This is a genomic window from Mastigocladopsis repens PCC 10914 (genome assembly GCF_000315565.1).
GTDB lineage: Bacteria > Cyanobacteriota > Cyanobacteriia > Cyanobacteriales > Nostocaceae > Mastigocladopsis > Mastigocladopsis repens.
Genome location: NZ_JH992901.1, coordinates 849,611 through 876,125, shown reverse-complemented (window position 1 = coordinate 876,125; position 26,515 = coordinate 849,611). Strand labels below are relative to the sequence as shown.

Here is a 26,515-nt window from a genome sequence, read left to right as displayed (position 1 = left end):
CAACAATTTTGAACAGTCGGTACAAACCTCACAGCCAGTTCCCTAATAAAATGTAGGGCGCCCAATATCTTGGATGTTCTCGACCGTGTGAAGCCTTGAGTGCTTTTTGAGCTTCTTGCAAGGCTTTAGCTTTGGTCTGTCTTGTTTGGTTCGTCAGCTTAGTCAGCTGCTTGTACAACTCTCTGGTAAACTCAACGCTGATTTCATCATCCAGTGTCCATAAAGAAGCGATCGCACTTCGAGCACCCGCCCGGACAGCAACACCAGAAATTCCTAAAGTCGCGCGTTGATCACCAGCCGCAGTTTCACACGCACTCAGCACCAGCAATTCGATAGGTTCTGGTTGATTTTGTGCTTGCTTACGGAAGACGTTGTCAACTTCATTGACTTTAATCGGTTCATCTGAAGCCAAGATAAATGTTCTTTCTGGACTCGAACTGAACTCTCCATGTGTTGCTAAGTGCAGGACTTCAAAAATAGAACTATTAATCTTGTCTTTGAATTCTTCGACTTTAAACTCTTTATCCAAAAGTTGAGAAACAGAAACATTGAAACTTCCTACTTCTCTAATTGCGTCTAATTCTCTTTTGACATAACGCAACTTAGGAAATTGTCTTGGAGAAAATAGTTGTTGAGGTTCTTTTAATTCTGCTTCAGTTTGTTGTTGAGGTTCTTTTAATTCAGGTTCAGTTAGCCCAACTGCCAAAACTTTAAGTTTTTGATTTTGGATAATTTGAGGAGTTGGAATATCTAATCTGGGAGCGAGGGCGATCGCATACTTATCAACAAGATACTGGGGCGATTCTGATGTATCATCGTAAACCAGTGCTGCTAATGGGATATTTCGCAAAGTCGTATCTAGGGCAAACACCAATGTATCAATGTCTTTGCTGAGGTATTTTTCTGCACCTTCAATCAGCCATCCATACATCTCTCTTGCTTCGTGTCGAACATCATCAAACGTATACTCTTCTTCCAAGTCTACTTGCAACTTTCTGATTTTTTCTTCGACTGTCGCCCGATCAATACGCGTTCTGTAATGTTTCAGCCCTTTTGTCGGATCTTTCTGTGTTGGATTGGTAGGTAGTTTAACGATAGCTTCCACTCTATCATCTAAGAGAACTGGATAGAGAAAAGCCGCCTTATCATCAGGGGTGTTTGCTTGCTTATCAATAATTTCGTCAATCTGTTCTACATTATACTCTGGGCAGGCTTGACGCAGAAAGTTTTCGAGTTCTACCGCTTGCAGAGAGGCAAGAACTTCGCGAGCTTGAGACAGGTGTTCTATGGTAGGCTCTTCATCCAACAGAAGCAAATCAACATACTCTCGATAAATGCCGTCGATTTCCTCTAAAAAGGAAAATTGTGCATCAGAGCTACCACTTGCTAACTCCCTACGCAGAGATTCTAGGGTTTCAAATGCTCCGTTATAAGCTTTGCGTGCTTCTCCTAAGTCTTCCAAGTTGTTTTGTATGCTCTTTGCTTTCGCCTGTGCCCTTGTGATAGACTCAGGCTTGTAAATCCGCCCTAGTTGCCACTGCCACTGATACATAATTTCGGGCGCGGGAATGGATTGAGCTAGCAGCAGAGCTCGCTGAGTCTTTGTTTTCGCCAAATCCCATTGCTGAGTCTTTTCATAGAGCTTACCCAGATACCCGAGAGCGTAAGATTCTGCTCTTAAATCGCTTTGTTTTTGGGCTTGCTTGATTGTGGTATCGAAGAACGCTGCTATTTTTTGAGATTGATTAGATAAATCAAGACGTGCCAAGCTTTGGGCAAAGTTGATCCTAATATAAAGTGCTGTGTGACTTGGTGGTAACTGCTCAATTTGCTGCTGCAGATTCTCAATTTGTTGTGACTGAATCAGCGGATTTTTGTTTGACAGTTGCTGATAAAACCAATCACGAATCTCACCAGTAAATTGGAATTGAAAATTCCTCGGCTGATCCAATTTAGGATTAGTCAACTGGTTCCAGCAATTTTTTTCTTCATTAAGCAGAACTAAGCTACTCTTTCTAAAGAGCCGATCTAAGACATCGTTTTTTCCCTTCGTCTGTTGATTGATTTTACTATGCCAATCTTTTAAATCCAAAAGGAAGCTCACTTGGTTGAGCTGCGCCTGTATATTTATTGGAGATTGTAAGTCCAACGTTGATGCATTTCGATAGGCATCTGTCGCTGCGTAAGCATCTATAATTGCACAGATAATATTTTCCCGCTCTTGAGAGCGGTTGTATAAGTCCTGTTCCTTGTTGCTCAAAGCACGTCTGGTATTACCCACATCAAGCCAAATTGCTGCTTGCTCTCGCGGTTGAGTCATGTCCAAAGTTAGGAGCAAGACTTCATGAGACAAATTGAGTTCACCAAGTCCTCTCAGAACGTTGCCAAAGCTACGTAAGGCTACGATCTTGGCAGGAGAATTGACTTTTTCTTGTAGCTTCTCACGAAACTGATTACGCTTTTGTTCATCTTGTAGCAGTGTGGTGCAGTCTTCCTCACCATAAATTCGTATGAGCGTACTACAAGCACGTGGTAACAATCCTAGCGCTTGTTCGGCTTGCGCTTGATTAATTCGGTTATTTATGCTTTCAGTTTCATTTCCACTCTGACTGAAGGCAGTAGAGGCTTTTTGCCAGCAATCTATAGCTGTAGCGAATTGTCCTTGATCGTAACTTGCCCGACCCTGTATACTCAACTGTTCTGGGCTAAGTGTTGGTGTACTTGAGCAAATTAACTGAGGTGTAGTTGGCTCTTTGGCGATCGCCTGTTCTTTGGCAAATAAGTGAATGCCAAAGGCTGACATGAGTCCGATAACAGCTAACAAGAGTGTGATCACAAGGCGCTGATGCACCTTTTGCATCTGTGGAAAATAACGTTTTAGAAGGGGTTCCATATAACTGAAAAATATAAGCCGTTTTCTTGTAAAGTTCTGTCGTTTGAATCAGCAGATATAAGGGGAATTCCCCAATCAACGCGAGCATCAAGGCGATCGCTCATCTGAAATCGCAAGCCGAAACCAACAGATGCAAGCCAGCTAGGATCGGGGTCTGCACCTTCAAAGTTGTTCCAGCCAGTACCAACATCCACGAAGGGTATGAAATATAAAAAACTTCGGGCTTCACGGATACGTAAAATTGGCACGCGGAGTTCTATAGAGCCAAAGGCTCCATTGTCTGTCAGAATTTGATCCTGACGGTATCCTCTGACACTAGCGATGCCACCAACTCCAAATTGCTCTAAGGAGACGAGCCTTTGATCTGCCATTTGCACGTCACCACGGAGGACGAAAAGCATATCTGAGGGGAAACTACGCACCCATTGAGCTTGTCCTCGCCAAGCAAAAAAGGTGCTGTCAGGACCAACATCGTTAATTGTGGCTCCTAATGCACCAATGCCAAAACTGAATTGAGAACGGAGTGCCAGAACTGAAGTATTGCCTCGTTGAGTCCATTCCTGAAAAAAACGCACTGCGGTTATCCGAGTGCGTCCTTCGCTATCTGCTCCTGGTGAAATTGGATAGGCTCCAATATCTTGATATCCCAGAAAAGTTTGCGTTTTTTGATGTGAACCTGTGACTCCTACAGCGAATTCTTGCGTCGGAGTTTGAATAATTGGATGACGTAGGGTGATTAGGTATCTATTGGACTCCGAGATAATATCCAGTTCGTTAAAAGGTTCCTCAATAATATCGTTGGAGGTGTGACCGTAGCTGAAAGTCAAGGTTGTGTTTTGCGGCGTCAATGGTATGGTGTAGCTCACATCCACTTCATTGCTACCGTCTGTGTTGGCATAGAACAGGTTGACAGTATCACCAATTCCTAGCACGTTGTCTTGCCACAGTCGAACACTGCGCTGAAAACTACCGACACTGGGCGATCGGCTATTATCAAGGATGATTTGACCATGAAAAGTTCGGCTTTCGTCCACCTTCACTTCCAGCACGTTCGTCCCAAAGCGTGTACCAGCAGCCAACTCTGCTGATAAGCTATCGATACGGGGATTCTGTTGCAACAACAGTTGTAGTGCTTGGAGGAGGCGATCGCGCTTGAGAGGTGTTTTCCTAGCCTCTGCTAATCGACGACGAATATAGCTTTGCTTCAATCGCCGAGTTCCTGTGATTTTGAAGTCTTCTAAGGTACCTTCGACAATTTGAATCTTGACGACACCACCGCCTGGCGACAGGGTTTGTTCTGGAATCAACGCCCCAGAAGTGATGTATTCTTTACAGATATAAAGCTGCGTAATTGCCGAACGTGCCTCCAACAGTTGAGCAAACGTGAGTTCAACTGGAGGGTCATTCTCAGTTCTAGGCAGCTTGCGAGGTGGAGGCTGTTTCTCTAATTTATTTACGAGATCACATTTAGACTTTTCATCTAATTGTTCAGAACTATCGGAAGTATACAGAAACACTTCTATTGCTCGCAGGAGTTCTTCGTCCTTGAAGACTGTACTCCCCTTACCTTGTGTACCCCCGATAAATTCAAACTTGGTTACAAAAAATTTGTCAGGAACCACCGCAGGGAATTCTTGTTGTGGTTGCTGAGGCGGTTGGGTAGGGAGCAAATCTTGTGGAGAACGTGATGGTGCAGGGACTTCCTGTGGTTGAGGAGGTGGAGATGGTGGCGGTACGACATCGCGGGGAGGCGGTAGATTCGGAACATTTGTTCCAGGGACTTGAGCAACTTCCACAGCGTAAGCGCTGATTGGTATAGGTAGGCTGAGTACTAGTGTTGCGATGGTTAGTACCAGGCGACTGGAAGTCGCGGCTACACAGACAAAACTCGCCTGCGCGGGTTTCAAATTCCTAGTTTTCCGAGAGTCCGCGTAGGCGGACTTCGCTTGTATAGCCGCGTTCGCGTAGCGTGCGCTTTGCGCTTTTTCTAATCGCCAAGGCTGGGTGCAAGATCTGAGCAAACACTTATTATTCATTGCAACCTGTTTATTCATTGCAACCTGTGAATCTTTGCCAAGAGTTATAGGAACTGAGTTTGGATGGGTTCGCGGTGAGAATAATTTCACCTCTAGGTCCGATGGTCACACCTTGAGCTTCCACAGGGGTAGAACCTGTAGAATTGGTTTGCTCAAAGCTGTTATTTGGAGATGAGGATGCATTTCCTGCAAAAGCATCACCGCTGAGTGCAGAACTTGGGTTTGGTGGTAAACCGCCGCGTCCAGTGATAACAAAGCGACTCGCAGCTTGCGACACACCCACTGGACAACTTTGAGCAATTAATTTTGAGGAGTCACCTAAGTTTTCTGGTAATTGAATGATCCCGCGTTTGGGGTCTACGTCGGGTTGAGCGATTGACACAATGCCATCTGAACCTGTCGGTGAAGAGGCAGTGATATCATTGAACTTATTACGTTCTGCTTCATCAGAACTGATGTTTCGGAACTCGATATTATAGATGCCTAAAGGTCTAGAGTTGATTACGATTAAACCACCATTACCTGTACTATTGGCGTTCGCAGAAATGTCATTACCTCTGCTACCAGTTGGTGGAGCTGCAAGCAGCAGTCTAGTTTTTATGACAATGTTGCCACCATTCGCACTGTTATTAGCATTTGCCTGTATCAAGCTGTCATTTTCTAAAATCAGATAATTAAGACGAGAGCCAGGCACATTTTCGCCCCTTAGCTCACCCTTATTTAATTGTGAAGCTAATTCATTAATGTCATTCTGTAGTTGTTTACCATCCTCATTATTTCCTCTTAAAATAATATTCGCTCCCTCAGTTGGGGTGTCGCTTAGTTGTCCTGTTGTAGCAAGGATTTGCCCATTATTCAGACGAATATTATTTGCAAAAATTATAATGTCACCTGCCTGTCCATTTGGGCTCCTGACAGACACTTGGGCTCCATTCTCAATCCTCAGATCATTTGTCCTGATGGTTATGTTGCCAGCAACTGTACCTCCATTCTGTGCTTGAGCAAATATGCCTGTTGGAAATCTTTGACTTTTACCATTGCCACTCACACGTACAGAACGGGCATTTACAATTACATCCCCAGCGCTTCCTAAACTACTATTGGTAGTCGCACTGATTTGAGTTGAACTGTTAGATTCTGTAGAGTCTGTAATATTAACAGAACTACCTTTGATAGTGATAGTAGGAGTGAAATCAATCTTTTGTTGCGTTTCTTTTGTATCTTGCAGTACTCTAATGCTGATTGTGCTACCATTTTTGATGTCAATTGAGCCTTCAGCTATCAAAGATATAGAGCCAGGAGGCTCTTGTGAGTTAGTGTCCGCAGTCAGACTAGAAGTTTCAATTTGAATGTTTCCATTAGAGTTTATCTTAATACCAATCGGCGCAGGATCCAATTCACTGTTCACATTTCTAAGAACATTTACAGAGCTATTCCTAATAGTGACGTTGTCGGCAGATACCGTAGTAAGATCACGATTAATTCCTATAAAGACACGCCCACCCGCACCTTCGCTTTCAATATTACTGTTGTTAATAATCTGAATATCCCTGCCATTAATGAAGATATCGCCTGCATAATCAGAGCCAGTGTTAGTAGTACTTAATGTAACTCCATCTAAAAATACTGATCCTGTTGATGAGTTAAGTGTGATTGTGCTGAAATTCCTTGAATTACCACTACTACTATTACTAGAAGCAGTTATATCGCCAGTGCGAATATCGCGATCAGCAGTGAGAGTTACATTTCCAGCTACACCATTGCTAGACTCGGAGTTTATCCTCCCTCCAATTGTGATATTGCCCGTATTACTGGTGACTTGAATATATCCAGCATTTCCCTGACCGTTGCTATCTATAAAAGAAGTCAAACTGCCAGTATTTATATCACCATTAGCAGTAATAGAAATATTTCCTCCTTGGCCAAAAAATACTGTACTGTTAATGTCTCTTGTTGAGATAGAACCTATGCTACCGTTTGCCTCTAGTATGACGGTTAATGGACCACCAAAGTCAGAGATAATATCTCCATTAATAGTCAAATTTCCTGCTGAAGAAGGTGAGGAGGAGTAATTAACACTTGATGCGCCATCGAGAGGGTCAGGTTCTTGTACACTGCCAGAAAGAGTATCGTTGCCTGCTCGCAAAATCAAAGCTCTACCACTTGTCAAGGTTTGATAGTCTGGATCGTTAACGTCAATTGCAGCAGAAGTATCTGGGCTGTTGATTGTAATTGCACCAGTTGTAATATTCCCTACTGCCTCTATCTTGAGGGACGCCCCTGTATAATTACCAATGGTGACATCCCCGTCGCTTATGATAATCGGGTCATACAGACTCACAAAATTACCACCACTCCCAGATAAATTGAGAATCGAAAAATTGCCACCACTGGAAAAGTGAGCATCCCCAGAAATATTTCCATCGCTAATCAAACTTAGGTTTCCACCACTCACAAACGGTGTCTGTGAATGGTTCAAAGCTAAAATATCGATGCCTTTATTCCCTTGAATGGTCAAATTATCCCCGGCTTGAGCCACAAAGGGATTCGCCACGCTATCCCGCACTCGCACCGTATCCCCCGCCAGCAAATTCAAATCACCAGTCGTGTTGACCTGACTCTCCACCAGCGTCAAATTATGATTCGCTGTGAGTGTTGCAGTCTGGGCGGAAACATTCTTCGCCACTACATCGCCATCTACCACAGACAAGCCTGATCCCGTCAACTCGACTTGTCCGTCACTCTTCACCGTCAACCCGGAATACGACTTTTCATCAACACTTGTGAGTAACTCCCACAGAGACGATGTTCCACTCGCACCTGATGATGAAGTCTCAATATTGAGCAATTGTCCTGATGAATTCAAATTCACCACACTCTCACCAGGTACTGCTGCAACTGCAACCTGTCCTCCTGGTGCTGACAATTGCCCAGTACTCACAACCGTACCTCCCAGCAGCGTTAGGTTTTGCCCTGTCCCTACTGATAAGTTTGCTGAATTGACAATGGGGCTTGGCTGTGCTTGGTTAAATTGCACTCCGAAAGGAACTTTCACTGTGAGCAATGGTGCAGCGTTGGGATTGGTGGCGCTAAACTTTTGCCCATCCCCAAAATCCAAACTGTTCGCCGTACTAGCAAGAAACGATCCCCCAACATCTAACTTGGCGTTGGGACCAAAAATAATCCCGTTGGGGTTGAGCAAGAACAGATTTGCACTACCCAACACGCCGAGTGTCCCAGAAATATTTGAGGAATTGTTGCCTGTCACGCGGCTGAAAATGTTCTCAACCCCAGCCGGATTGCTGAAATACGCTCCTCGCCCTTCCCGCACGTTGAATTCCTGAAAACTATGGAAGAGGTTTGCACCGCGAGTTGTACCTCCATCAATGCGATCGCTCTGCAAACCCTTAATATCAACGTCACGCGTAACTTCAGTATTGAGGGTGCTATCAGGAACAATTTGTGCAACTGCACTATTGCAGTCAAAGAATGCTCCGGTAGTTGCTGCAAGCACAATCCCAATCTGCCACCACTTCCCATTTCTAATGTATGTTGTCATGACATTTGAATTCTCCAACACTTAACGGGAGTTTCATCAGGTTTTGTTTTGTATCTTTCCGGACAAAATGTTTCTACCAGATCACCGCATAAAATCCTGAAATAGCTTCTAAATATGCGGAATTTCTCTATTTTTTGAGTGATTTTAGAGACTTTTATGAGCTAGAAAATCTACTTTTTTCTGACCAAATTTACCTCTTAAGGTATAGGTAAAAATATGCCTTTAAAAAGTAGCGCCATGAGAAATATACCATCGGATGCCACAACTCGAAGGATAGAATCTATACATTTGTTATTAGTTAAAAAAAAATTAGCTTATGCACTTACTCAGAAATTGGTATAGTGCATCTGTACGATACGTAAGTCTTACAGCGTCTGTGCAAAAGTTGGCGATGGATTCCAGCCTTTAGCTTTTCTTGTAACCCAGAGGGATTATTCTGCTTGGCTTAATTTACTTGTGATTTCAATCACCATCACATCACCTCGCCGAAATCATGAGGGCGCAAATCTAATGAGCTAAGGATTCCACTAGATGCAGGCAGCATTTATTTTTGTTGAGCTTAAACCACAGATGGACACCAGTATTTATCTATGTCCATCTGTGTCCATCTGTGGTTCAAAAATTTATAAATCGTATTTTTACAAGAAGTCTAATACTCATTCCACAATAGCTCCATCAAATACTCAGCAATCCGTTTGGCTGCTCCTGGTTTCCCCATTCGCCGTATGCCATTTTCTGCAATGACTTGCACAGTGTCTGGGTTGGCAAGCAGTGACTTTAGCACGTTAGCAACTTGTGCTGGTTCTTCTACTAAAATCACAGATTGTCCTAAATGACGGCTTTGTGCTTCAGCAAAGGCAGGGGTAAACTGAGGACCTTGTCCGGGAATAGTAATTGCTGGTTTACCTAAACCCACAAATTGCTCTGTCGCCGTCCCTGCCATTGCGATCGCCAAATCTCCTAAATGCAAACAGTCGTTATAGGCATTTTGCGATACGATAAAATACGCATTTTTCTGCTTAAATGTCAAGGCATCTGGATCAGGAATTTTTGTTGGAGGTTCAGCGTGGGGACGCCAGCCTTGAGATTGGAGAATTTGACGTATACTCTCAAGGTGTAAGCTGGGTGCGATCGCAGCCAAAAACACGACTGTCCCAGAAGTGTGTCCGACTAAATCTCGCTCTCTCAAAAGCGCCATCATTGCAGATACAGCAATCATAATCTGTTGCCAGTTAGCATATGCTTCTGGGGGACGGGAGCCAGGGAGGAGAGTGATAATTAAAGGTCGAGCTAATTCTTGCTTTTCTACGTCAGCACTATAAAATCTTTGGCGTGGAATTGTTGGTTCCAAACCATCCATCATCGGGTTCCCCAAATCAAAAGCAGGGATGGGCCACCTTTTCAATATCTCTGTTGTCAGCGAGTCTCTGGGAAACACGACCTTGCAACGATGACGGCTCATCAACCAACGTTCCCAGGGGTGGTAAACTGAACCTGAAAAGCTTTCCCACCATGCGGCTCTATTTTTCCGTTTTAATAAACTGACTTCATCTCGCACGTAGTACTCTGATTTCGCTGTGCCTACGAAGCCATAGTTAGCACCACTCAACCACGCGAATAACAGTGGTACAATATCGCCCACCGCTAAGATAGCTGTCCTGTGTCCTGATTTTTTCTGAGTATTTATCCAGTGGCGTATGGCTTTAATTTGACTTGAGGTCAATTCTAACAAACCACCCTGTACATCTCGCACGAGTTGGCGTCCATCCATGTAAATAAAACCACCAGAGGGCATCGTGCGTACTGAACCAACCAGGGGAATATCCAACTGTTGGTAAGCATGTCCTTGTCCCACTAACGGCAAAGCAAAGATTTCCGGTGGGTTGGGTTGTTGCTGAAGTTCTTGCAAAATACGGACTGCGATGACATCCTCTCCATGTCCATTGCTTAAAACAAGTAACCGCAAGTGCGAATCTTTTGCGGAGTTAGAGGTTAGGGGGAACGGTGATGAATCACTCATGAGAAACAAAAACTCAAAAATAACTGTCTTTTGGCACAAGAGGAATGAATGGGGGTATCAATCGGCGAAGCTGCTGGAAGTTAGTATTATCCCCATTGCCTAACCTCAGTACGGAAGTACAAACTAACTCCCAGTTAATAAGACTACTATTATGCGAGTTTCTTCTGCTGCAATTTTTACTTTAGCGACTTTGGTCGCTGGCAATGCTAATCAGCAAGCATTGGCTGAACCCTCGAACACTCCTCATCAAGCTGAAACACCAGATACCTTGGTGGTGCCGGTGACTGAAGAAACACCTGCACGGATAGAGGCAATTTCCCCACCGGAAACAGTCGTTATTGGACAATTCTCCCAAAAATCGGGTAGCGTGCAAAGTAGTGGTAGCAATAATTCAGTCTTGATAGGTACGCAAAAGGAAAAGGGGAATTCTTCAGTAGTACTTCCTTCCTCTTCCACTCCCCCTCTCCCCTCCTCTCCCACTTCTGGTGACAGTGAATTAATAGTCACAGCTACAGAAGTGCAGATAGTAGGAGCCACTGAGGAATTGCAGCAGATCATTCGCGGCGTCATTAAAACTCAGGCTGGTGGAGAAACTAGTCAAAGTCAGCGACAGAACGATGTCGCAGCAATTTTGGAGACAGGTTTATTTACCAATGCTCGTGTGAATACTAGCACTACACCTGCTGGCTTAAATGTAGTGTATGAAGTACAACCAGTTGTTGTGCGCTCTGTGCAACTTTCAGGTGCTCAAGCGCTCACTTATCAAATCGCCTGGGAACGCTTGCAACCTCAAATAGGACAAGTCATCAGTCCCAATGCTCTCAAGGAAGCAGTACAACAAATTAATAAATGGTACGCTGACAATGGTTATAAAGTTGCGCGGGTGATATCAATCAGACCCAGCACTGAAGGCATCCTGACCTTGAATGTGGCTGAAGGTGTGGTGAACGATATCAAGTTTCGCTTTGTCAACGACGAAGGTAAGACAGTTGATGACAAGGGTAAGCTGGTGGAAGGACGCACCAAAACAGATTTCTTGCAACAACAGCTGAAGCTCAAGCCAGGACAAGTTTATCAAGAAAGTTTAGCAAAACAAGACTTACAGCAACTCTATAAGACAAGGTTGTTTGAGACTGTTAACGTTGCTTTTGAAGGAGATGCGACAAAACTGGATGTGATTTACGAAGTCAAGGAAATAGGGGCACGTTCTGTTAACGTAGGTGGCAATTACAATGCTGATCAAGGGATAGTAGGCACTTTAACTTATCGAGATCAGAATGTCGGCGGGGTTAACGATACTTTAGGTGTGAATCTTGAAGTCGGTAGGCGTGACTTTCAATTTGATTCCAAGTTTACCAGTCCTTACCGGGAAACTAATCCAGATCGCTTTGGCTATAGTGTGAATGCGTTCCGCAAGCGAGGACTTTCTGACACTTTTGATGGTGACATCAAACTGGCAAATGGCGACAGAGTGCGCGAAGGTCGAGTTGGGGGAAGTTTTAGCTTACAGCGCCCGATTGACGAGTGGGATACTTCCTTGGGATTCAACTATACCCGTGTCAGCATTCGCGATCGCGATGGGAAAATTACTCCAACCGATGAAAAGGGGAATTCTCTATCTTTGAGTGGGACTGGTATTGATGATCTGACGACTGTCTCCTTAAGCGCCACCAAGGACCAACGGGATAATCCCTTGAATCCGACTGCAGGTTCTGTTCTCAAACTCAGTACCGAGCAATCAATTCCCTTTGGACAAGGGGATATTTCGATGAATCGCATCCGGGCAAACTATAGCCAGTTTACACCCGTAAAGTTATTTGAATCTAAAAAACCACAAGTCTTTGCCCTGAATCTTCAAGCTGGTACAGTCATTGGCGATTTACCGCCTTATGAAAGCTTTAACTTGGGCGGTCCCGATTCAGTGCGCGGTTACGATGGCGGTGATATTGGTAGTGGTCGCAGTTATGTGTTGGCTTCAGCAGAATATCGCTTTCCTATCATCCAAGTTTTGGGGGGTGTGTTATTTGCTGACTTTGCCTCAGACTTAGGTTCTGGTGACACTGTATTGGGCGAACCTGCGGGAGTTCGTGGCAAACCAGGGACTGGTTTTGGTTATGGGGCGGGGGTGCGCTTTGACTCACCCTTGGGCTTAATTCGGGCTGACTTTGGCTTGAATGACCAAGGAGAAAGCCGTTTGCATTTCGGTATTGGTCAACGCTTCTAAATGTGCAGAGTGTTGAGTGGAGGGTGCTAAGTATATTATGGAGAGGAAAATCTTAAGAAGAGTTATCTGTGAGGTGAGGTCGTTTAAGAATGCTGAGTAATGAATCAGATGTGATATCTCTTAGGATTGGGGTTAGACTCAGGACTCAAGACTGGAGCTTTGAGGCTTTTAGATTCCGTTTATGACGCAGTCTCATTATAGATAGTTACTCAGCACTTCAATACTCAGGACTCTCTATGTTAGCTGGTAAAACTTTGCAGGGTGGGAAATATACTTTAGACCAGGAAATAGGTCGAGGCGGCTTTGGTATTACGTTCAAAGCGACTCATCATTTCTTGAATCAAGTGGTGGTGATTAAAACTCTTAATGAGAAGCTGCGGCAACATCCTGATTTTGTCAGGTTCGAGCGGCAATTCCAAGATGAGGCAAGACGATTAGCGACTTGTATCCACCCGAATATTGTCCGGGTGAGCGATTTTTTTATTGAAGATGCATTGCCTTACATGGTGATGGAATATATTCCTGGTGAAACTTTGGCAGAGGCATATATCTTACCCGGGATACCTTTACCAGAAGCGACAGCAATTCATTATATCCGCCAGATTGGAGCTGCGTTGCAGGTTGTGCATCAAAATGCTTTGCTGCATCGGGATGTGAAACCGGATAATATTATCCTCCGCCAAGGAACTCAGGAGGTGGTGTTGATTGATTTTGGCATTGCACGGGAATTTAACAATGGAGTCAGGCAAACTCACACAGGTATTGTTTCTGAGGGCTATTCCCCAATTGAGCAATACCTGTCGCAAGCAACCCGCACTCCTGCAACCGATGTTTATGGTTTGGCTGCAACACTGTATGCACTGTTGACAGCACAAGTGCCTATGCCAGCACTGCTACGCGATCGCGAACAAATGCCTTCTCCCCGCGAGTTGCAACCCCACTTAAGTGCTGCTGTCAATCAATCGATCATGCGTGGTATGGCAATTGAGGCTCGCTTTCGTCCGCAGACAGTTGCAGAGTGGTTGCTGCTGCTACCGGGGAATCTGGTGAGTGGTACACAGCAATCGGTGATCACAAAAACAGTGCCAACTATTAATTTATCTGCCCAAGCATACCCAAAAAATTTGCCTGGGGAAGTGGCGGCTGTCAGAAAAACGCCAACTCCATCACCTTTGGGAAATGTCAAGCTCAACAAAGTTGTGAACAAACTTTCATCACCTAAGGTGTTGATTGCTACAGGTGTAGCCCTTGTGGCTGCTACAGCAGGTTTTGCTGTCACAAGTGTGTTGACCAGAAATCAGCCACGCTCATTCCCTCAACCTGTTGTGGAAAAGCGTGATGTTAACGAGACACCTACAATAGATTTCACACCTTTGCCTTCAAATACAGAAACTAACACCACAGAAAAAGAGAATAGTGCATCGCAAGAATCTACACCTGCTTCTAGTTCAGTACGGCGTAGGCGTGTCCGTCGTGTTCCAACTGAACAATCTCCTGATAGCAATGTGACACAAGAATCGCCACAAACCAACTCCAGAAAATCCCAACCTCGCCAACCTCAGCAAGAATCGCAGGAAGCTTCTCCTTCGCCTAGCACTGCTTCCCCGCCGCCGTTAGTTGAGCGACTACGAGCAATACGTGAATCTCGCAGTACTTCCTCTTCACCGTCTTCTCGTGGTGCTTCTGAATCGTCGCCACCACCCAGTCAACCAAATAATTCTTCTGTTGTTGTACCAGCACAGCCGTCTACTGTGGAGTCGAATCAGTCAAATCCTCCTGCTGTCGTTGTCCCCACAATAGAACACTCCCCACAATAGAACACATGAAGCAAAATTCATCATCCGCTGAAACTCCAACCCAACTGCAACCTCGTCAGGAAGATTAAGGAGCAGGAAAAGCCACAAACTGATGACTAGTAGTCAATAGTCCAAAGTTTTTTGACTATTGACCGCAAGATTAAACTCAGAACACAGAACTCAGTAGTCAGTTAGCAGTGAACAGTGAACAGTGATAACTTATAACTCATAACTGATGTACGAGGAATACGGCGTCCTTGTTTAAATAAGCGCGCATTTATAGAGGTTTGCAATTGGGTAAGGTAGACAAAGAAATAATGAACCACAGATGCACACAGATGCACACAGATAAATTTGTACTTCATTCAAGTGAGAAGCGCTATATTTCTGGGGATGCTCAACTGAGTTCTGAGTTTTTACTGTGTGGTCTTCTAAAGACTCTTCTCGGATTGTGCTTGTAATCTACTTGATTTAGTACCGATTGCCAAACTTCATACCCTTCTCTACTCAGATGCAATCCATCTGTGGTCAATTCTTCTCGCAAATTCCCTTGAAAATCTACAAACCAATCATAAAGATTTAAATAATCAGCTCCTTCTTGTCTAGCAATGAGGGCAAGTTGATGGTTGAGATGACGAATACGGGTGTTGGGGATTTTTGACAAACGAGTTGGCAGAATCGATTGGATAAAAATTCTAGTTTTTGGATGAGTTTTTCGTAGCCTGCGAACAATCTGGATCTGATTGCGTAAGATAATTTCGTCTTTCGTACCTTTTCGCAAGTCGTTAATTCCAGCCATAACAAAAATGACATCTGGTCTGGTTTTAGAAAAAGCAGACAATCTTTTTAACACACCATTAGAAGTATCTCCAGATATTCCCTGATTCAGCCACAATCTACCTACAGGAAATTTTTCTCGAGGAAACCACAAACTTAAAGAATCACCCACTAGGATTTCCAGACGTTTGTCACCTTGACCTTGAGCCATGGCTTTGGCTTCCATAGCCAATAAGCTTTTCCAATCCTCATATGTAAGTTGAGTTTTCTTCGCAGATATCAATGATGACTTCATGTTGTCATCAGGTAAGCTGGGATATATCTGACCTGCTTTCAGGGCGGCTAACCTTTTGTAGTAGAGTTGGTTTCCAGTTATAATTTTGTGGGGAATTAGTTGAGTGTTTGAGTTGAGATATGGTTCTACTGGCTTTGACAACCCAGAATCCCTCAATTCTGGCGGAGAAATCTCCGCACTAGAGAATATTTTTTCACCTTTAGTTGGCTTTGTATCGTCTTTTAAATTCCAAAGGACTCCACTATTTTCTGACTTGACAATTGACAAATGTGGAAGAGTTGATGCTGGTATTACTAATCCTGTTAACAAGCCTGCTGCCAACAGATAAAGCTCCCTCATCTTGATATTTCTCCTCCACTTACTGCTTTTTCCTATTGACAGCATTGACTAGTTGAATTCAGGAAATTTTTTAGTTAGCTATCTCATTATTTTTATTGATCTACCTATTTCTGTAAAGCCTGGCACGACTGGATTTATAATCTCTTCAAGGTTTATGCATATTGCTTATAGCAGTTTTCATTGTTGTAAGAAATTAAGCTCATCACAAAACAATGATAAGATACTATCATTTGTCAAGTTGATTATGGGAATAGTAAGACTGCGGGTTAGGGAGTTTGCAGCCCAAAACGGGTGGACACTCAAGGAAGTTTCTGACCGTTCTGGAGTTGGTTACAGTACTGTCAGACATTATGCTCGCTGTCCGGGGATGTCAACAGTGGACTTTGTTTACCTACAAAAGTTAGCTCGCACCTTTGATGTCATGATTGAGGATTTGGTGGAAATTCTACAGGAGTAGGCGACAAGTTATTGTGTTTCTAAGTTGCTGATTTCAATTTATGAATCTTCAAATCGGTAACGACTGCCGATAATATAATCCTCATTCATTTCAAAAGAAATCCATTTACGTTGTAAGATTTCTGCAACGAAACCCGTTGTGTTGGAACCTGCAAATGGATCTAACACAATATCACCTTCATCAGTCAAAAATTTGATGAAGAATTCTGCAAAACTTTGAGGAAAACGTGCTGGATGTGGTTGAATTCCTGCAGCTTTACACCGTCGCAGGTAAGCACTATTAGATTCAGTATTGGCAAGTTCTAGTAAATTTGGTGGAATAGCGCCCTGATTATCCTTTTGAAATTTCTCAGAAATATCGTGACCACTGGGACGTATTTTTGCCTTATAGCCATTTTTAAGTAATTGTTTCATGCTTTGGCTATAAGGTTTTAAAACTTTTCTATTATCTGCTTTGGGGTGAGGTGTTTTGGACAACCACCAAACCACATTCACTGAATCTTTAACACGAATTCGCCTGATTGTCACCCACTCAGCAGGAGTTGGCAGTCGTGCAGGATTATAGTGATAAAATTCTTGAGCCAGAAAAAAGCCGACTTCCTTACACAACCTCAATAAAAGGTCATATTGGTAGATACTCCGCACAGGATGACCAGGAAGGTAAGCACCACCTAAATCTAAAATAAAAGAGCCATTCTCTGCTAAAACTCTTTTAAATTCGTAGGCAAAAGGAAGGAACCATTCTATATATTTTTCTGCACTTTCGTTGCCGTATTCTTTTTTGCGTGTCAGTGCAAAGGGGGGTGAGGTTAGGATTAAATTGATATTGTTGTCTTTGATAAATGTAAGTAGTTTTAGGCTATCACCTAAATATGCTGCCCCATTTTTTTGAAGATAGTAAGGTGTAAAATTTAGTGTTTTTTGTGGTGTTAGATGTTCTTGTGTCAAGAGTTCTAATGCTTCAGAAATAGGAGGACGACGGATTTGTGTCTGGATGTCATCTGCAACGACGAGGCAACCTTTCAAAGTTTCTAATGATTGCTTATCTATCGCGAGTTTCAATTGGATAGAATAGCTTCTGAAAGAATGCAGAACATAGAACCCAGAATAATTTCCAATTGCTGACTACTGAGTTCTGAGTTCTCGCTTATACTGGATAATTTGCGTGGGAGTTACGCAAGTCCAACCAACTTCGTACTCAGATCCCACATCCGCTCGGCTTTTTCATCATCGCGTGCTTGGGGAGAAACCTTTTGAACAAACGATTTGCCATCTTTCTTCTGTCGATTTCCCCAGCTCCAATAGACACCAGATTGATTGTATTCAGGATCAGCGACCACCGCCGCGACCCGCTCGCCAGACAACTCCTGGGACACGAAACCCCCAGTAATGTACTTCTGGAAAACTGGGAAGAGTTTCTGAAACAGGGGATAGTGGTTTCGGAATAGAGCCGTTGTTGCAACACACCCGGGGTAGAGAGAACTGAAGACGATGCCGGTTGACTCGTGATAGCGCCGATGTAGCTCCCTCATGGTCAGTACGTTGCAGACTTTGCTGTCTTTGTAAGCCTTGACAGGTTCAAACTTTTTGCCGTCAATCATCGCGATCGGCGCTTTAAAGCCCTCTGCAAAGCCCTTGAGATCACCCAAGTCTGGACGAGGCGGAATTTTGCCACCCAGTTCGTCCGGGTTGTGTGTCACGGTTCCCAAAATGACGAGCCTCCGCTCTGCAGCAGATGAATTCTTCAGATCCTCAAGCATGAGGTTACATAGGAGGAAATGTCCGAGGTGATTTGTGGCAACGCTTAACTCAAAGCCTTCTGGACTTCGCAACGGCTCCTTTAACAAAGGCATATAAATTGCAGCGTTGCACACCAAGGCGTCCAGGGATCTGCTGCTCGCCCTGAAGTTGTTCACAAACTGCCGAACGCTCTCTAAAGAGGCCAAGTCGATATGCATGATGGTGTAGCTGTCCTGCGGCATTCCCACCGTTTGGGCAGCTTTTTCCGCTTTCGATAAATCCCGACAGGCCATCACCACATGCCATCCCCTTTGGGAAAGAGCTTTTGCGGCTTGCAAACCGACCCCCGAGGAGGCACCCGTAATCACGACCGTTGACTTGCGACGTTGTTCCATTCTGTTCAAACTTCATTGACCGCCGTTGACTGTCTCCATGATCTCACACCACTGAGCCACCAGCTTCGCCAGTTTGACCTCAATTAACGGAAGCCCAAAAAGCCACTTTCAGATCATTGGGAGATCTGGAAGATTAAAGCAAGCTTTTAAGATTAACTGATCTAAAAAATCCCCCGCCTTGCGGCGGAGGATTTCAATGACTTACCTACTAAACTTCTAGTAGCCGAATTAACCGAACTTACCAGCAGTAGCAGCAATGAGGAACGCTGCGTAGGTGAGGACATAGCCAACAGTGAAGTGTGCTAGACCAACCAACCAACCTTGGACGATGGACAAAGCAACTGGCTTATCCTTCCAGCGAACTAGATTCGCCAAGGGTGTGCGTTCGTGTGCCCAAACTAGAGTTTCGATCAACTCTTGCCAGTAACCTCTCCAAGAGATCAGGAACATGAAGCCGGTTGCCCAAACTAGGTGTCCGAAGAGGAACATCCAGTTCCAGACAGACAGGTTATTCATGCCGTAGGGGTTGTACCCGTTAATCAATTGAGCAGAGTTAGCCCAGAGGTAATCGCGCAGCCAGCCCATGAGGTATGTAGAGGACTCGTTGAACTGTGCTACGTTGCCTTGCCAAATACCCAAATGCTTCCAGTGCCAGTAGAAGGTTACCCAACCAACGGTGTTGAGCGCCCAGAACAAGGCGAGGTAGAAGGACTGTTCCCAAGAGGAAGTTTGGCAAGTACCGCCACGACCAGGACCGTCACAAGGGAAGGTGAAACCGAAATCCTTTTTGTCGGGCATCAGCTTGGTACCACGGGCATCCAACGCACCTTTAACACAAATCAGGACAGTTGTGTGTATAGCCAGTGCGAAGGCGTGGTGTACTAAGAAGTCACCAGGACCAATGGTCAAGAACAAGGAGTTGGTGCCATTGTTGATAGCATCCACCCAACCGGGTAACCAAGGAGCGCCAGCGGTGGAAGCAATACTGTCAGGGTTGGACAGCAGAGTGTTCAAGCCGTACAGCACTTTACCGTGAGAAGCCTGAATAAACTGTGCAAACACAGGCTCAATCAGGATTTGCTTCTCAGGGGTGCCGAAGGCAACAACTACGTCGTTGTGGACGTACAAACCTAAAGTGTGGAAGCCCAAGAAAAGGGATACCCAGCTCAGGTGGGAGATAATCGCTTCTTTGTGCTTCAGTACGCGATCAAGTACGTTGCCCTTATTTTGGTCTGGATCGTAGTCGCGCACCCAGAAAATTCCGGCGTGGGCGAAAGCACCGACCATGAAGAACACAGCAAGATACTGGTGGTGGGTGTACAGACATGCCTGGGTGGTGTAGTCCTTAGCCATGAAGGCGTAAGGAGGCAGTGCGTACATGTGCTGCGCCACCAAGGAAAGAGCAGTACCCAGTGCTGCCAGGTGTATGGACAACTGGAAGTGCAGGGAGTTGTTATAGGTGTCGTACAGACCTTGGTGAGGCAGGTTGAACTGACCTTCGGTGTTGACGCCGAAGAAGTTCTTGGCATTCAGCATTTCTTTGATGCTGTGACCAATCCCGAAGTTAGTTCTGTACTGGTGACCGGCGATGATAAAGATAACCGCGATCGCCAGGTGGTGGTGAGCCATATCGGTCAACCACAGCGACTGAGTCTGGGGATGGAATCCACCCAAGAATGTCAGAATTGCAGTTCCTGCACCTTGAGATGTACCAAACACATGGTTCGCAGTGTCAGGGTTAGCAGCGTAAACGCCCCAGTTACCTGTGAAGAATGGTCCCAAACCTTCTGGGTGTGGCAGGGTTGTCAGGAAGTTATCCCAACCTACGTGCTGTCCGCGAGATTCAGGGATAGCAACGTGAACCAAGTGACCAGTCCAAGCTAAAGAGCTGACACCAAACAAACCTGCCAAGTGGTGGTTCAGACGAGGTTCAGCACTCTTAAACCAAGCTAAGCTAGGACGGTACTTGGGCTGCAAGTGTAACCAACCAGCAAACAAGAAGACCGCTGCTAACAGGAGAAGGAACACTGCTCCTTGATATAGGTCACCGTTCGTCCGCATCCCGATGGTGTACCACCAGTGGTAGACACCAGAGTAAGCAATGTTTACTGGATTGCTTGCGCCGCCTTGGGTAAAAGCTTCTATTGCTGGTTTACCGAAGTGAGGGTCCCAAATCGCATGGGCGATTGGGCGAATATGAAGAGGATCTTTAATCCACTGTTCAAAGTTACCTTGCCAGGCTACATGGAACAGGAGGCTGGATGCCCATAGGAAGATGATTGCCACATGACCGAAGTGAGTCGCGAAAATCTTTTGGTAAAGATTTTCTTCTGTCATGCCATCGTGGCTTTCAAAATCATTTCCCATAGCCATCGCATACCAGATCCGACGTGTAGTCGGGTCTTGTGCGAGATCCTGGTTAAATTTAGGAAATTTTGTTGCCATTGGTTTGATAAATCCTCTGACCTTCAGCCATCAGGGTTCTTAAAGTTCTGAGTTATGAGTTCTGAGCTGGTGAGTTTTTATCTCAAAACTCAAAACTCAAAACTCATAACTCGTAAAGCTAAATTTTTAGCCTAGTGAAATGATTCGTGCATGGAAGAACGCCCAGGTGGTGACAATTCCTCCCAAGAGGAAGTGAGCTACCCCAACAGCCCGACCCTGAATGATGCTTAGAGCGCGAGGCTGAATTGATGGTGCTACTTTCAGTTTATTATGCGCCCAAACAATCGACTCAATCAGTTCTTGCCAGTAGCCACGACCACTAAACAGGAACATCAAGCTAAATGCCCAGACAAAGTGAGCGCCTAAGAACAGTAGACCATACGCCGACAGCGCACTGCCGTAGGAGTTAATCACTTGTACAGCTTGTGCCCATTGGAAGTCACGCAACCAGCCGTTGATTGTGATTGCACTTTGGGCAAAGTTACCACCAGTGATGTGAGACACAACACCATCTGAGTCTACAGTGCCCCAGATATCAGATTGCATCTTCCAGCTGAAGTGGAAAATCGCAATAGAAATGGTGTTGTACATCCAGAACAAACCGAGGAATACGTGATCCCAACCAGATACCTGACAGGTACCGCCACGACCAGGACCATCGCAGGGGAACCGGAAGCCCAAGTTCATTTTGTCTGGAACCAGACGAGAACTGCGGGCAAACAGAAATCCCTTCAACAGAATCAACACCGTGACATGGATTTGGAAGGCGTGAATATGGTGGATCATGAAGTCCGCCGTACCCAGTGCCATGGGCATCATTGCCACTTTGCCGCCTACAGCTAGAATACCGCCGCCAAATACATAGCTAACGGGTTCCAGTGCATTGGGTGCGCTTGCACCAGGAGCGACCGTGTGCAAGTTTTGCACCCACTGGGCAAACACTGGCTGCAACTGAATTGCTGTATCCGAGAACATATCTTGGGGACGACCCAAGGCACGCATGGTGTCGTTGTGTATATACAGTCCAAAGCTGTGGAAGCCAAGGAACATACATACCCAGTTCAAGTGAGAGATGATTGCGTCTCTGTGACGAAGCACTCTATCTAGCACGTTATTCTGGTTCACCACGGGATCGTAATCCCGCACCATGAAGATGGAAGCGTGAGCACCTGCACCAACGATCAGGAATGCCCCGATCCACATATGGTGAGTAAATATGCACAGTTGGGTGGCGTAGTCTGTTGCTAAGTACGGATACGGAGGCATCGCGTACATATGGTGCGCCACGATGATGGTCAAGGAACCCAGCATTGCCAGGTTGACTGCCAACTGAGCGTGCCAAGATGTGGTGAGGTTTTCGTAGAGACCTTTGTGACCGTCACCAGTGAAGGGACCTTTATGGTTTTCCAGAATCTCTTTGATGCTGTGACCGATACCCCAGTTGGTACGGTATTGGTGACCTGCAATGATGAACAGTACCGCGATCGCCAAGTGGTGATGGGCAATATCTGTAATCCACAAGCCGCCTGTGACTGGGTTCAAACCACCTTTGAAGGTGAGGAAGTCCGCATACTGACCCCAGTTCAACGTCCAGAAAGGCGTTAAACCGTTGGCAAAGCTGGGGAACAGCTCGGTTATCAAGTCACGGTTCAAAATGTACTCGTGAGGTAACGGCACATCTTTGATGGAAACTCCCGCATCCAACAGCTTGTTAATAGGCGCGGATACGTGAATTAGGTGACCTGTCCACCCCAAGGAACCCAAGCCCAATAGTCCTGCTAAGTGGTGATTCAGCATCGACTCCACGTTCTGGAACCATTCCAGTTTGGGAGCACGCTTGTGATAGTGGAACCAACCAGCAAACAAGAACAAGCCTGCTAATACCAAACCACCTATGGCAGTGCAATATAGCTGGAATGAGTTCGTAATACCCCAACCACGCCAGATGTAGAAAAAGCCGGAGGTGATTTGAATACCATGGAACCCACCACCGACATCGGCGTTTAAAATTTGTTGACCAACAATAGGCCAAACAACTTGAGCGCTGGGCTTGATGTTGAGGGGGTCGCTCAGCCAAGCTTCATAGTTTGAAAAACGAGCGCCATGGAATATCATCCCGCTCAGCCAAATCGTCACTACGGCTAAGTGTCCGAAGTGTGCCGAAAATATCTTGCGGGATATGTCTTCTAAATCGCTTGTATGTGTATCAAAATCATGGGCGAGTGCGTGCAGGTTCCAAATCCATGTAGTAGTTTTGGGACCTTTGGCTAGGCTTCTGTCGAAATGCCCCGGCTTTGACCACAGTTCAAATGAGGTTGGTACCGGATCATTATCAACTATTACTCTTGCCTTTTTCTCCTCTCGCTCCGGAGGACTAATTGTCATTCGACCTCCCCTCTTTACCAGGATTGAGAAATCATGAATACCACATAGTGTCTTCGTAGCTTTGGTTAAGCTTTATCACATCCTCCAGAAATAGACTCTACTGGAGGAGCGACGAAGACGGTCTCGTGGAGATTGCTTTCTGTTGAATTATAAAGGCTTATCTCGTACACAGTTAGAGAGAAGTTAACAATAATTCAAAATCCTTGGATGAGTTGTCTAATCTACTTTTGGGTTTGAAATTTTTGGCAAAAAGTCAATACTTTCTTCATTTATTTTACAAACGGTAACAATTCGTAAATTTTCTGTGCTTACCACAAAAAGCTATTTTTTCGTTTTTCACTGTTTTTACTTAATATCACTTAATATATGGAGGCAATTTTGATTACCACACATATTTAAGCCTTAATTAAATTCTCCTCTAAAGATTTGTAAAAAATAATAGTAAGTACACCCCCATAACACGGGTGGATATTTATTTACGCTTAAGTACCTAGGGACAATAACTCTACGAAGATTTCTCCTTTTGGGCTATAGTGACCAGTGGACAGTTTGAGCCAAAATTATTCAGTCAGTTGTATAGGAGTATCACTGGGTGGAAAGCATGAACTTGTGGCGGAAGACCGCAATTGCTATCCTCAGGTTGCTGATGGCATCAGTACTTGTATTAAGTTTGACGAGTTGTGGAGAGAAAGCCGTTAGCCAAGAACCATATGGCAGCTTGCCAGAAAAAGCTCAACTTTCAAAGCAAATCTCAGAAGTTTCCCCACCACCAACAATCCAAGAACTGCGCCCAGCCTTGGAAATTTATCAGCCACAAGTAACAATAGTTACTCCAAAACCGGATGAAATTCTCCAAGACAACACAGTTACAGTCCGCTTTCAGGTTAAGGACCTACCTATCTTTAAAGACCCAGAACTGGATCTAGGTCCCCATTTACACGTCATTGTTGATAACGAACCTTATATAGCCGTATACGACCTAAATCAGCCCTTGGCTTTACCGGACTTGTCTCCAGGTACTCATACTTTACGTGTCTTTGCCTCGCGTCCTTGGCATGAAAGCTTTAAAAATGAAGGTGCTTACGCGCAGTCAACATTTCACATCTTGACTAAGACTGACGACAACAACCCCGGCCCAACCAAGCCACTTTTAACATACAGTCGTCCCAAAGGGAGCTACGGTGCAGAACCAATTTTACTGGACTTTTACCTAACTAACGCCCCATTACATCTAGTTGCCAAAGACAACCCCACTGACGACATAACAGATTGGCGGATTCGCTGCACAATTAATGGTGAAAGCTTTGTTTTAGACCGCTGGCAAGCCGTTTACCTTAAAGGCTTTAAGCCAGGGAAAAACTGGGTACAACTTGAGTTTCTCGACGAACAAGGAAACCCTGTGAAAAATGTCTTCAACAGCACAGTCAGACTTATTAGCTATGAACCCAAGGGGAAAGACACTCTATCTAAAATTGTTAGAGGAGAACTTTCAGCAGATCAAGTTCGCAGGATTGTAGACCCAAATTATACCGCCAAAGTACCAACTGCCGAACCTACTCCCACCCCAACTTTAACGCCTACTGTTGAAAAAACACCCCAAACACAACTGAAGGAAGAAAAGCAGCCCATTCCTGAACCTGAACCTACACCTACCCCAACCTCAACGCCCAGCGTTGAAAAAACACCCCAAACGCAACCTCAAACAGAAAAACAATCCTCTCCTGCAACTGAATCTCAACAACCGCCCCAAACACAGCCAGAAAAACCAAAATCAGGTGGCTATTTCAATCGTCGTGCAGGCAAGATATCAACGCCACAAACAACGGCTGAACCAACTCCTGGTTTAACTCCTACCTTACCAGACATTATTGAGACTCCGCAGCCAGAAACCACAGCAGAACCCAAACCAGAGGTTACGCCAGAAGCTGAAACAACATTACCCCAAAAAATTGCTCCCGATCCAGAAAAACCCGAATTAGGAAGATATTTTAACCGTCGTCAGTATCTGGATGCTGCGCCATCCCATACTTTGCCGCAAACCCCACCGAACGTCATTGAGCCTCCATCACCTCTTGAAACATTAGAAAAGGCAACCATACCCGAACACTCAACTGGGGAAACTAAAGACCAAAACGACTAATCATGACTATCCCCCAAAAATACTTAACTGTAACCCTCTAGATAAAGCCTCAACAAAAGCGATCGCCGCTACAGGATTGCCTATACTATCCAAAGCAGGACTGTAGCAGGCAACCGTCCCTTGATCTGGTACTATTGCAAGCAGTGCGCCACTGATACCAGATTTCATTGGCAAACCAATCTGTAAGGCATACTGACAAGAAGCCTCATACAGCCCACAGGTTAACATGAGCGAGTTAACAATACGACGGTGCTGCGGCAAAATCAATTCACTTTCAAAAGCCAAAAGTAAACCCAGACGGGCTAAGTCTTCCACGTGACCAGAGAGGCAGCATATTTCCTCATAAGTGTCAAGAGCTATCTCAGGATTCTTTATATACGCTGCATTGGTAAGATATTGCGTCATGGCTCGATTTACTTGGGAGCCAGCTGTTCGCACAGAAGCAAGCATAACTTCATCCAACTTGAGGTGACAACCTGCCAGTTGGTTCAACCATTGACAGAGCCGTTTACAGCGCTCTCTGGCGTTTTTTCCTGGCAACTTATCAGCAAGGGTAATTGCCCCACTGTTAATCATAGGATTGCGGGGTCGTCCATGATCAGCGACCAGTTGTTCTAGGGAATTGAAGGGAGCATCCGATGGTTCAACCCCAACCCATTGAAAAACCGTCTCTGCTCCCACTTGTTCTAATAGATACAGCAGTGAAAATGGCTTAATCGTACTCATCAGCGGGAAAATATAATCCGTATCGCCTTGGCTGTAAGTTTGCCCCGTTTCACAGCAGATGTAAACTGCAAACAAATGGGAATCAGCTAAAGCCAATTGGGGAATACGGTTAACAACTTGTCCTTGATATGCCAAGGCTTTGGCTTGTTGCACCCAAGCTGATAACTCAGTAGTGGTTAGTGTTTCCAGTCCGCCTATCACAGTTACTGACCCAAGCTATTTACAGGTAAGGTTATAGAAGGAAGAGAAAAATTGGGTAATCGCCTACCCTTAAGTGCAAAGGATACTG

The 26,515-nt window shown here is 45.0% G+C and carries 14 protein-coding genes; 4 read left to right on the top strand and 10 right to left on the bottom strand.

Going from position 1 to position 26,515, the window contains the following annotated elements; all coding sequences use genetic code 11:
- Nucleotides 1–28 precede the first annotated feature (28 nt).
- The 4 genes from MAS10914_RS0106160 to MAS10914_RS0106145 form a co-directional block, all read right to left on the bottom strand.
- Nucleotides 29–2,893 (bottom strand): CHAT domain-containing protein, encoded by a 2,865-nt coding sequence (locus MAS10914_RS0106160; protein WP_017315034.1) that lies wholly within the window; start codon nucleotides 2,891–2,893, stop codon nucleotides 29–31.
- Nucleotides 2,878–4,947 (bottom strand): ShlB/FhaC/HecB family hemolysin secretion/activation protein, encoded by a 2,070-nt coding sequence (locus tag MAS10914_RS29690; RefSeq protein ID WP_017315033.1) that lies wholly within the window; start codon nucleotides 4,945–4,947, stop codon nucleotides 2,878–2,880. The genes MAS10914_RS0106160 and MAS10914_RS29690 overlap by 16 nt, the downstream gene beginning before the upstream one ends.
- Nucleotides 4,940–8,488 (bottom strand): two-partner secretion domain-containing protein, encoded by a 3,549-nt coding sequence (locus tag MAS10914_RS32005; RefSeq protein ID WP_017315032.1) that lies wholly within the window; start codon nucleotides 8,486–8,488, stop codon nucleotides 4,940–4,942. The genes MAS10914_RS29690 and MAS10914_RS32005 overlap by 8 nt, the downstream gene beginning before the upstream one ends.
- 649 nt (nucleotides 8,489–9,137) lie before the next feature.
- The gene (locus MAS10914_RS0106145; protein ID WP_017315031.1) at nucleotides 9,138–10,508 is read right to left on the bottom strand and encodes a lipid-A-disaccharide synthase-related protein; all 1,371 of its coding nucleotides are present in this window, start codon (nucleotides 10,506–10,508) and stop codon (nucleotides 9,138–9,140) included.
- A gap of 151 nt (nucleotides 10,509–10,659) precedes the next feature.
- On the opposite strand from MAS10914_RS0106145, the gene MAS10914_RS0106140 reads away from it, so the two are divergent.
- Both MAS10914_RS0106140 and MAS10914_RS0106135 read left to right on the top strand, forming a co-directional pair.
- Nucleotides 10,660–12,732 carry a BamA/TamA family outer membrane protein gene (locus tag MAS10914_RS0106140; protein WP_017315030.1) on the top strand — a complete coding sequence of 691 codons (2,073 nt, stop codon included), beginning with the start codon at nucleotides 10,660–10,662 and terminating at the stop codon, nucleotides 12,730–12,732.
- Between the two features lie 236 nt (nucleotides 12,733–12,968).
- On the top strand, nucleotides 12,969–14,549 hold the full coding sequence (locus MAS10914_RS0106135) for a serine/threonine-protein kinase (RefSeq protein ID WP_017315029.1): 1,581 nt from the start codon (nucleotides 12,969–12,971) through the stop codon (nucleotides 14,547–14,549).
- 376 nt (nucleotides 14,550–14,925) lie between these two features.
- Here MAS10914_RS0106135 and MAS10914_RS29680 read toward each other — a convergent pair whose 3' ends face one another.
- Nucleotides 14,926–15,939: an SGNH/GDSL hydrolase family protein gene (locus MAS10914_RS29680; protein WP_017315028.1), complete on the bottom strand. Its 1,014-nt coding sequence runs from the start codon at nucleotides 15,937–15,939 to the stop codon at nucleotides 14,926–14,928.
- A gap of 244 nt (nucleotides 15,940–16,183) precedes the next feature.
- Here MAS10914_RS29680 and MAS10914_RS0106125 point away from each other — a divergent pair, with 244 nt between their 5' ends.
- Entirely contained in the window at nucleotides 16,184–16,396 is a 213-nt protein-coding gene (locus MAS10914_RS0106125; protein WP_017315027.1) for a helix-turn-helix domain-containing protein, read from the top strand.
- A 38-nt stretch (nucleotides 16,397–16,434) separates the two neighbouring features.
- On the opposite strand, the gene MAS10914_RS0106120 is transcribed toward MAS10914_RS0106125, so the two are convergent.
- The 4 genes from MAS10914_RS0106120 to psaA form a co-directional block, all read right to left on the bottom strand.
- Complete coding sequence (locus MAS10914_RS0106120) at nucleotides 16,435–17,343, bottom strand: DNA-methyltransferase (protein WP_026082362.1); 909 nt, start codon at nucleotides 17,341–17,343, stop codon at nucleotides 16,435–16,437.
- Between the two features lie 224 nt (nucleotides 17,344–17,567).
- The gene (locus MAS10914_RS0106115; protein ID WP_017315025.1) at nucleotides 17,568–18,530 is read right to left on the bottom strand and encodes a protochlorophyllide reductase; all 963 of its coding nucleotides are present in this window, start codon (nucleotides 18,528–18,530) and stop codon (nucleotides 17,568–17,570) included.
- A gap of 228 nt (nucleotides 18,531–18,758) precedes the next feature.
- On the bottom strand, nucleotides 18,759–20,975 hold the full coding sequence (gene psaB, locus MAS10914_RS0106110) for a photosystem I core protein PsaB (RefSeq protein WP_017315024.1): 2,217 nt from the start codon (nucleotides 20,973–20,975) through the stop codon (nucleotides 18,759–18,761).
- 126 nt (nucleotides 20,976–21,101) lie between these two features.
- Nucleotides 21,102–23,360, bottom strand: coding sequence for a photosystem I core protein PsaA (gene psaA, locus MAS10914_RS0106105; RefSeq protein ID WP_017315023.1), 2,259 nt, complete (start codon nucleotides 23,358–23,360; stop codon nucleotides 21,102–21,104).
- A 601-nt stretch (nucleotides 23,361–23,961) separates the two neighbouring features.
- On the opposite strand from psaA, the gene MAS10914_RS0106100 reads away from it, so the two are divergent.
- Nucleotides 23,962–25,500, top strand: a complete 1,539-nt coding sequence (locus MAS10914_RS0106100; RefSeq protein ID WP_017315022.1) for a hypothetical protein — start codon at nucleotides 23,962–23,964, stop codon at nucleotides 25,498–25,500.
- A gap of 6 nt (nucleotides 25,501–25,506) precedes the next feature.
- Here the strand turns inward: MAS10914_RS0106100 and glsA are convergent, their stop codons facing one another.
- Nucleotides 25,507–26,424 carry a glutaminase A gene (glsA, locus tag MAS10914_RS0106095; protein ID WP_026082361.1) on the bottom strand — a complete coding sequence of 306 codons (918 nt, stop codon included), beginning with the start codon at nucleotides 26,422–26,424 and terminating at the stop codon, nucleotides 25,507–25,509.
- Nucleotides 26,425–26,515: the final 91 nt, after the last annotated feature.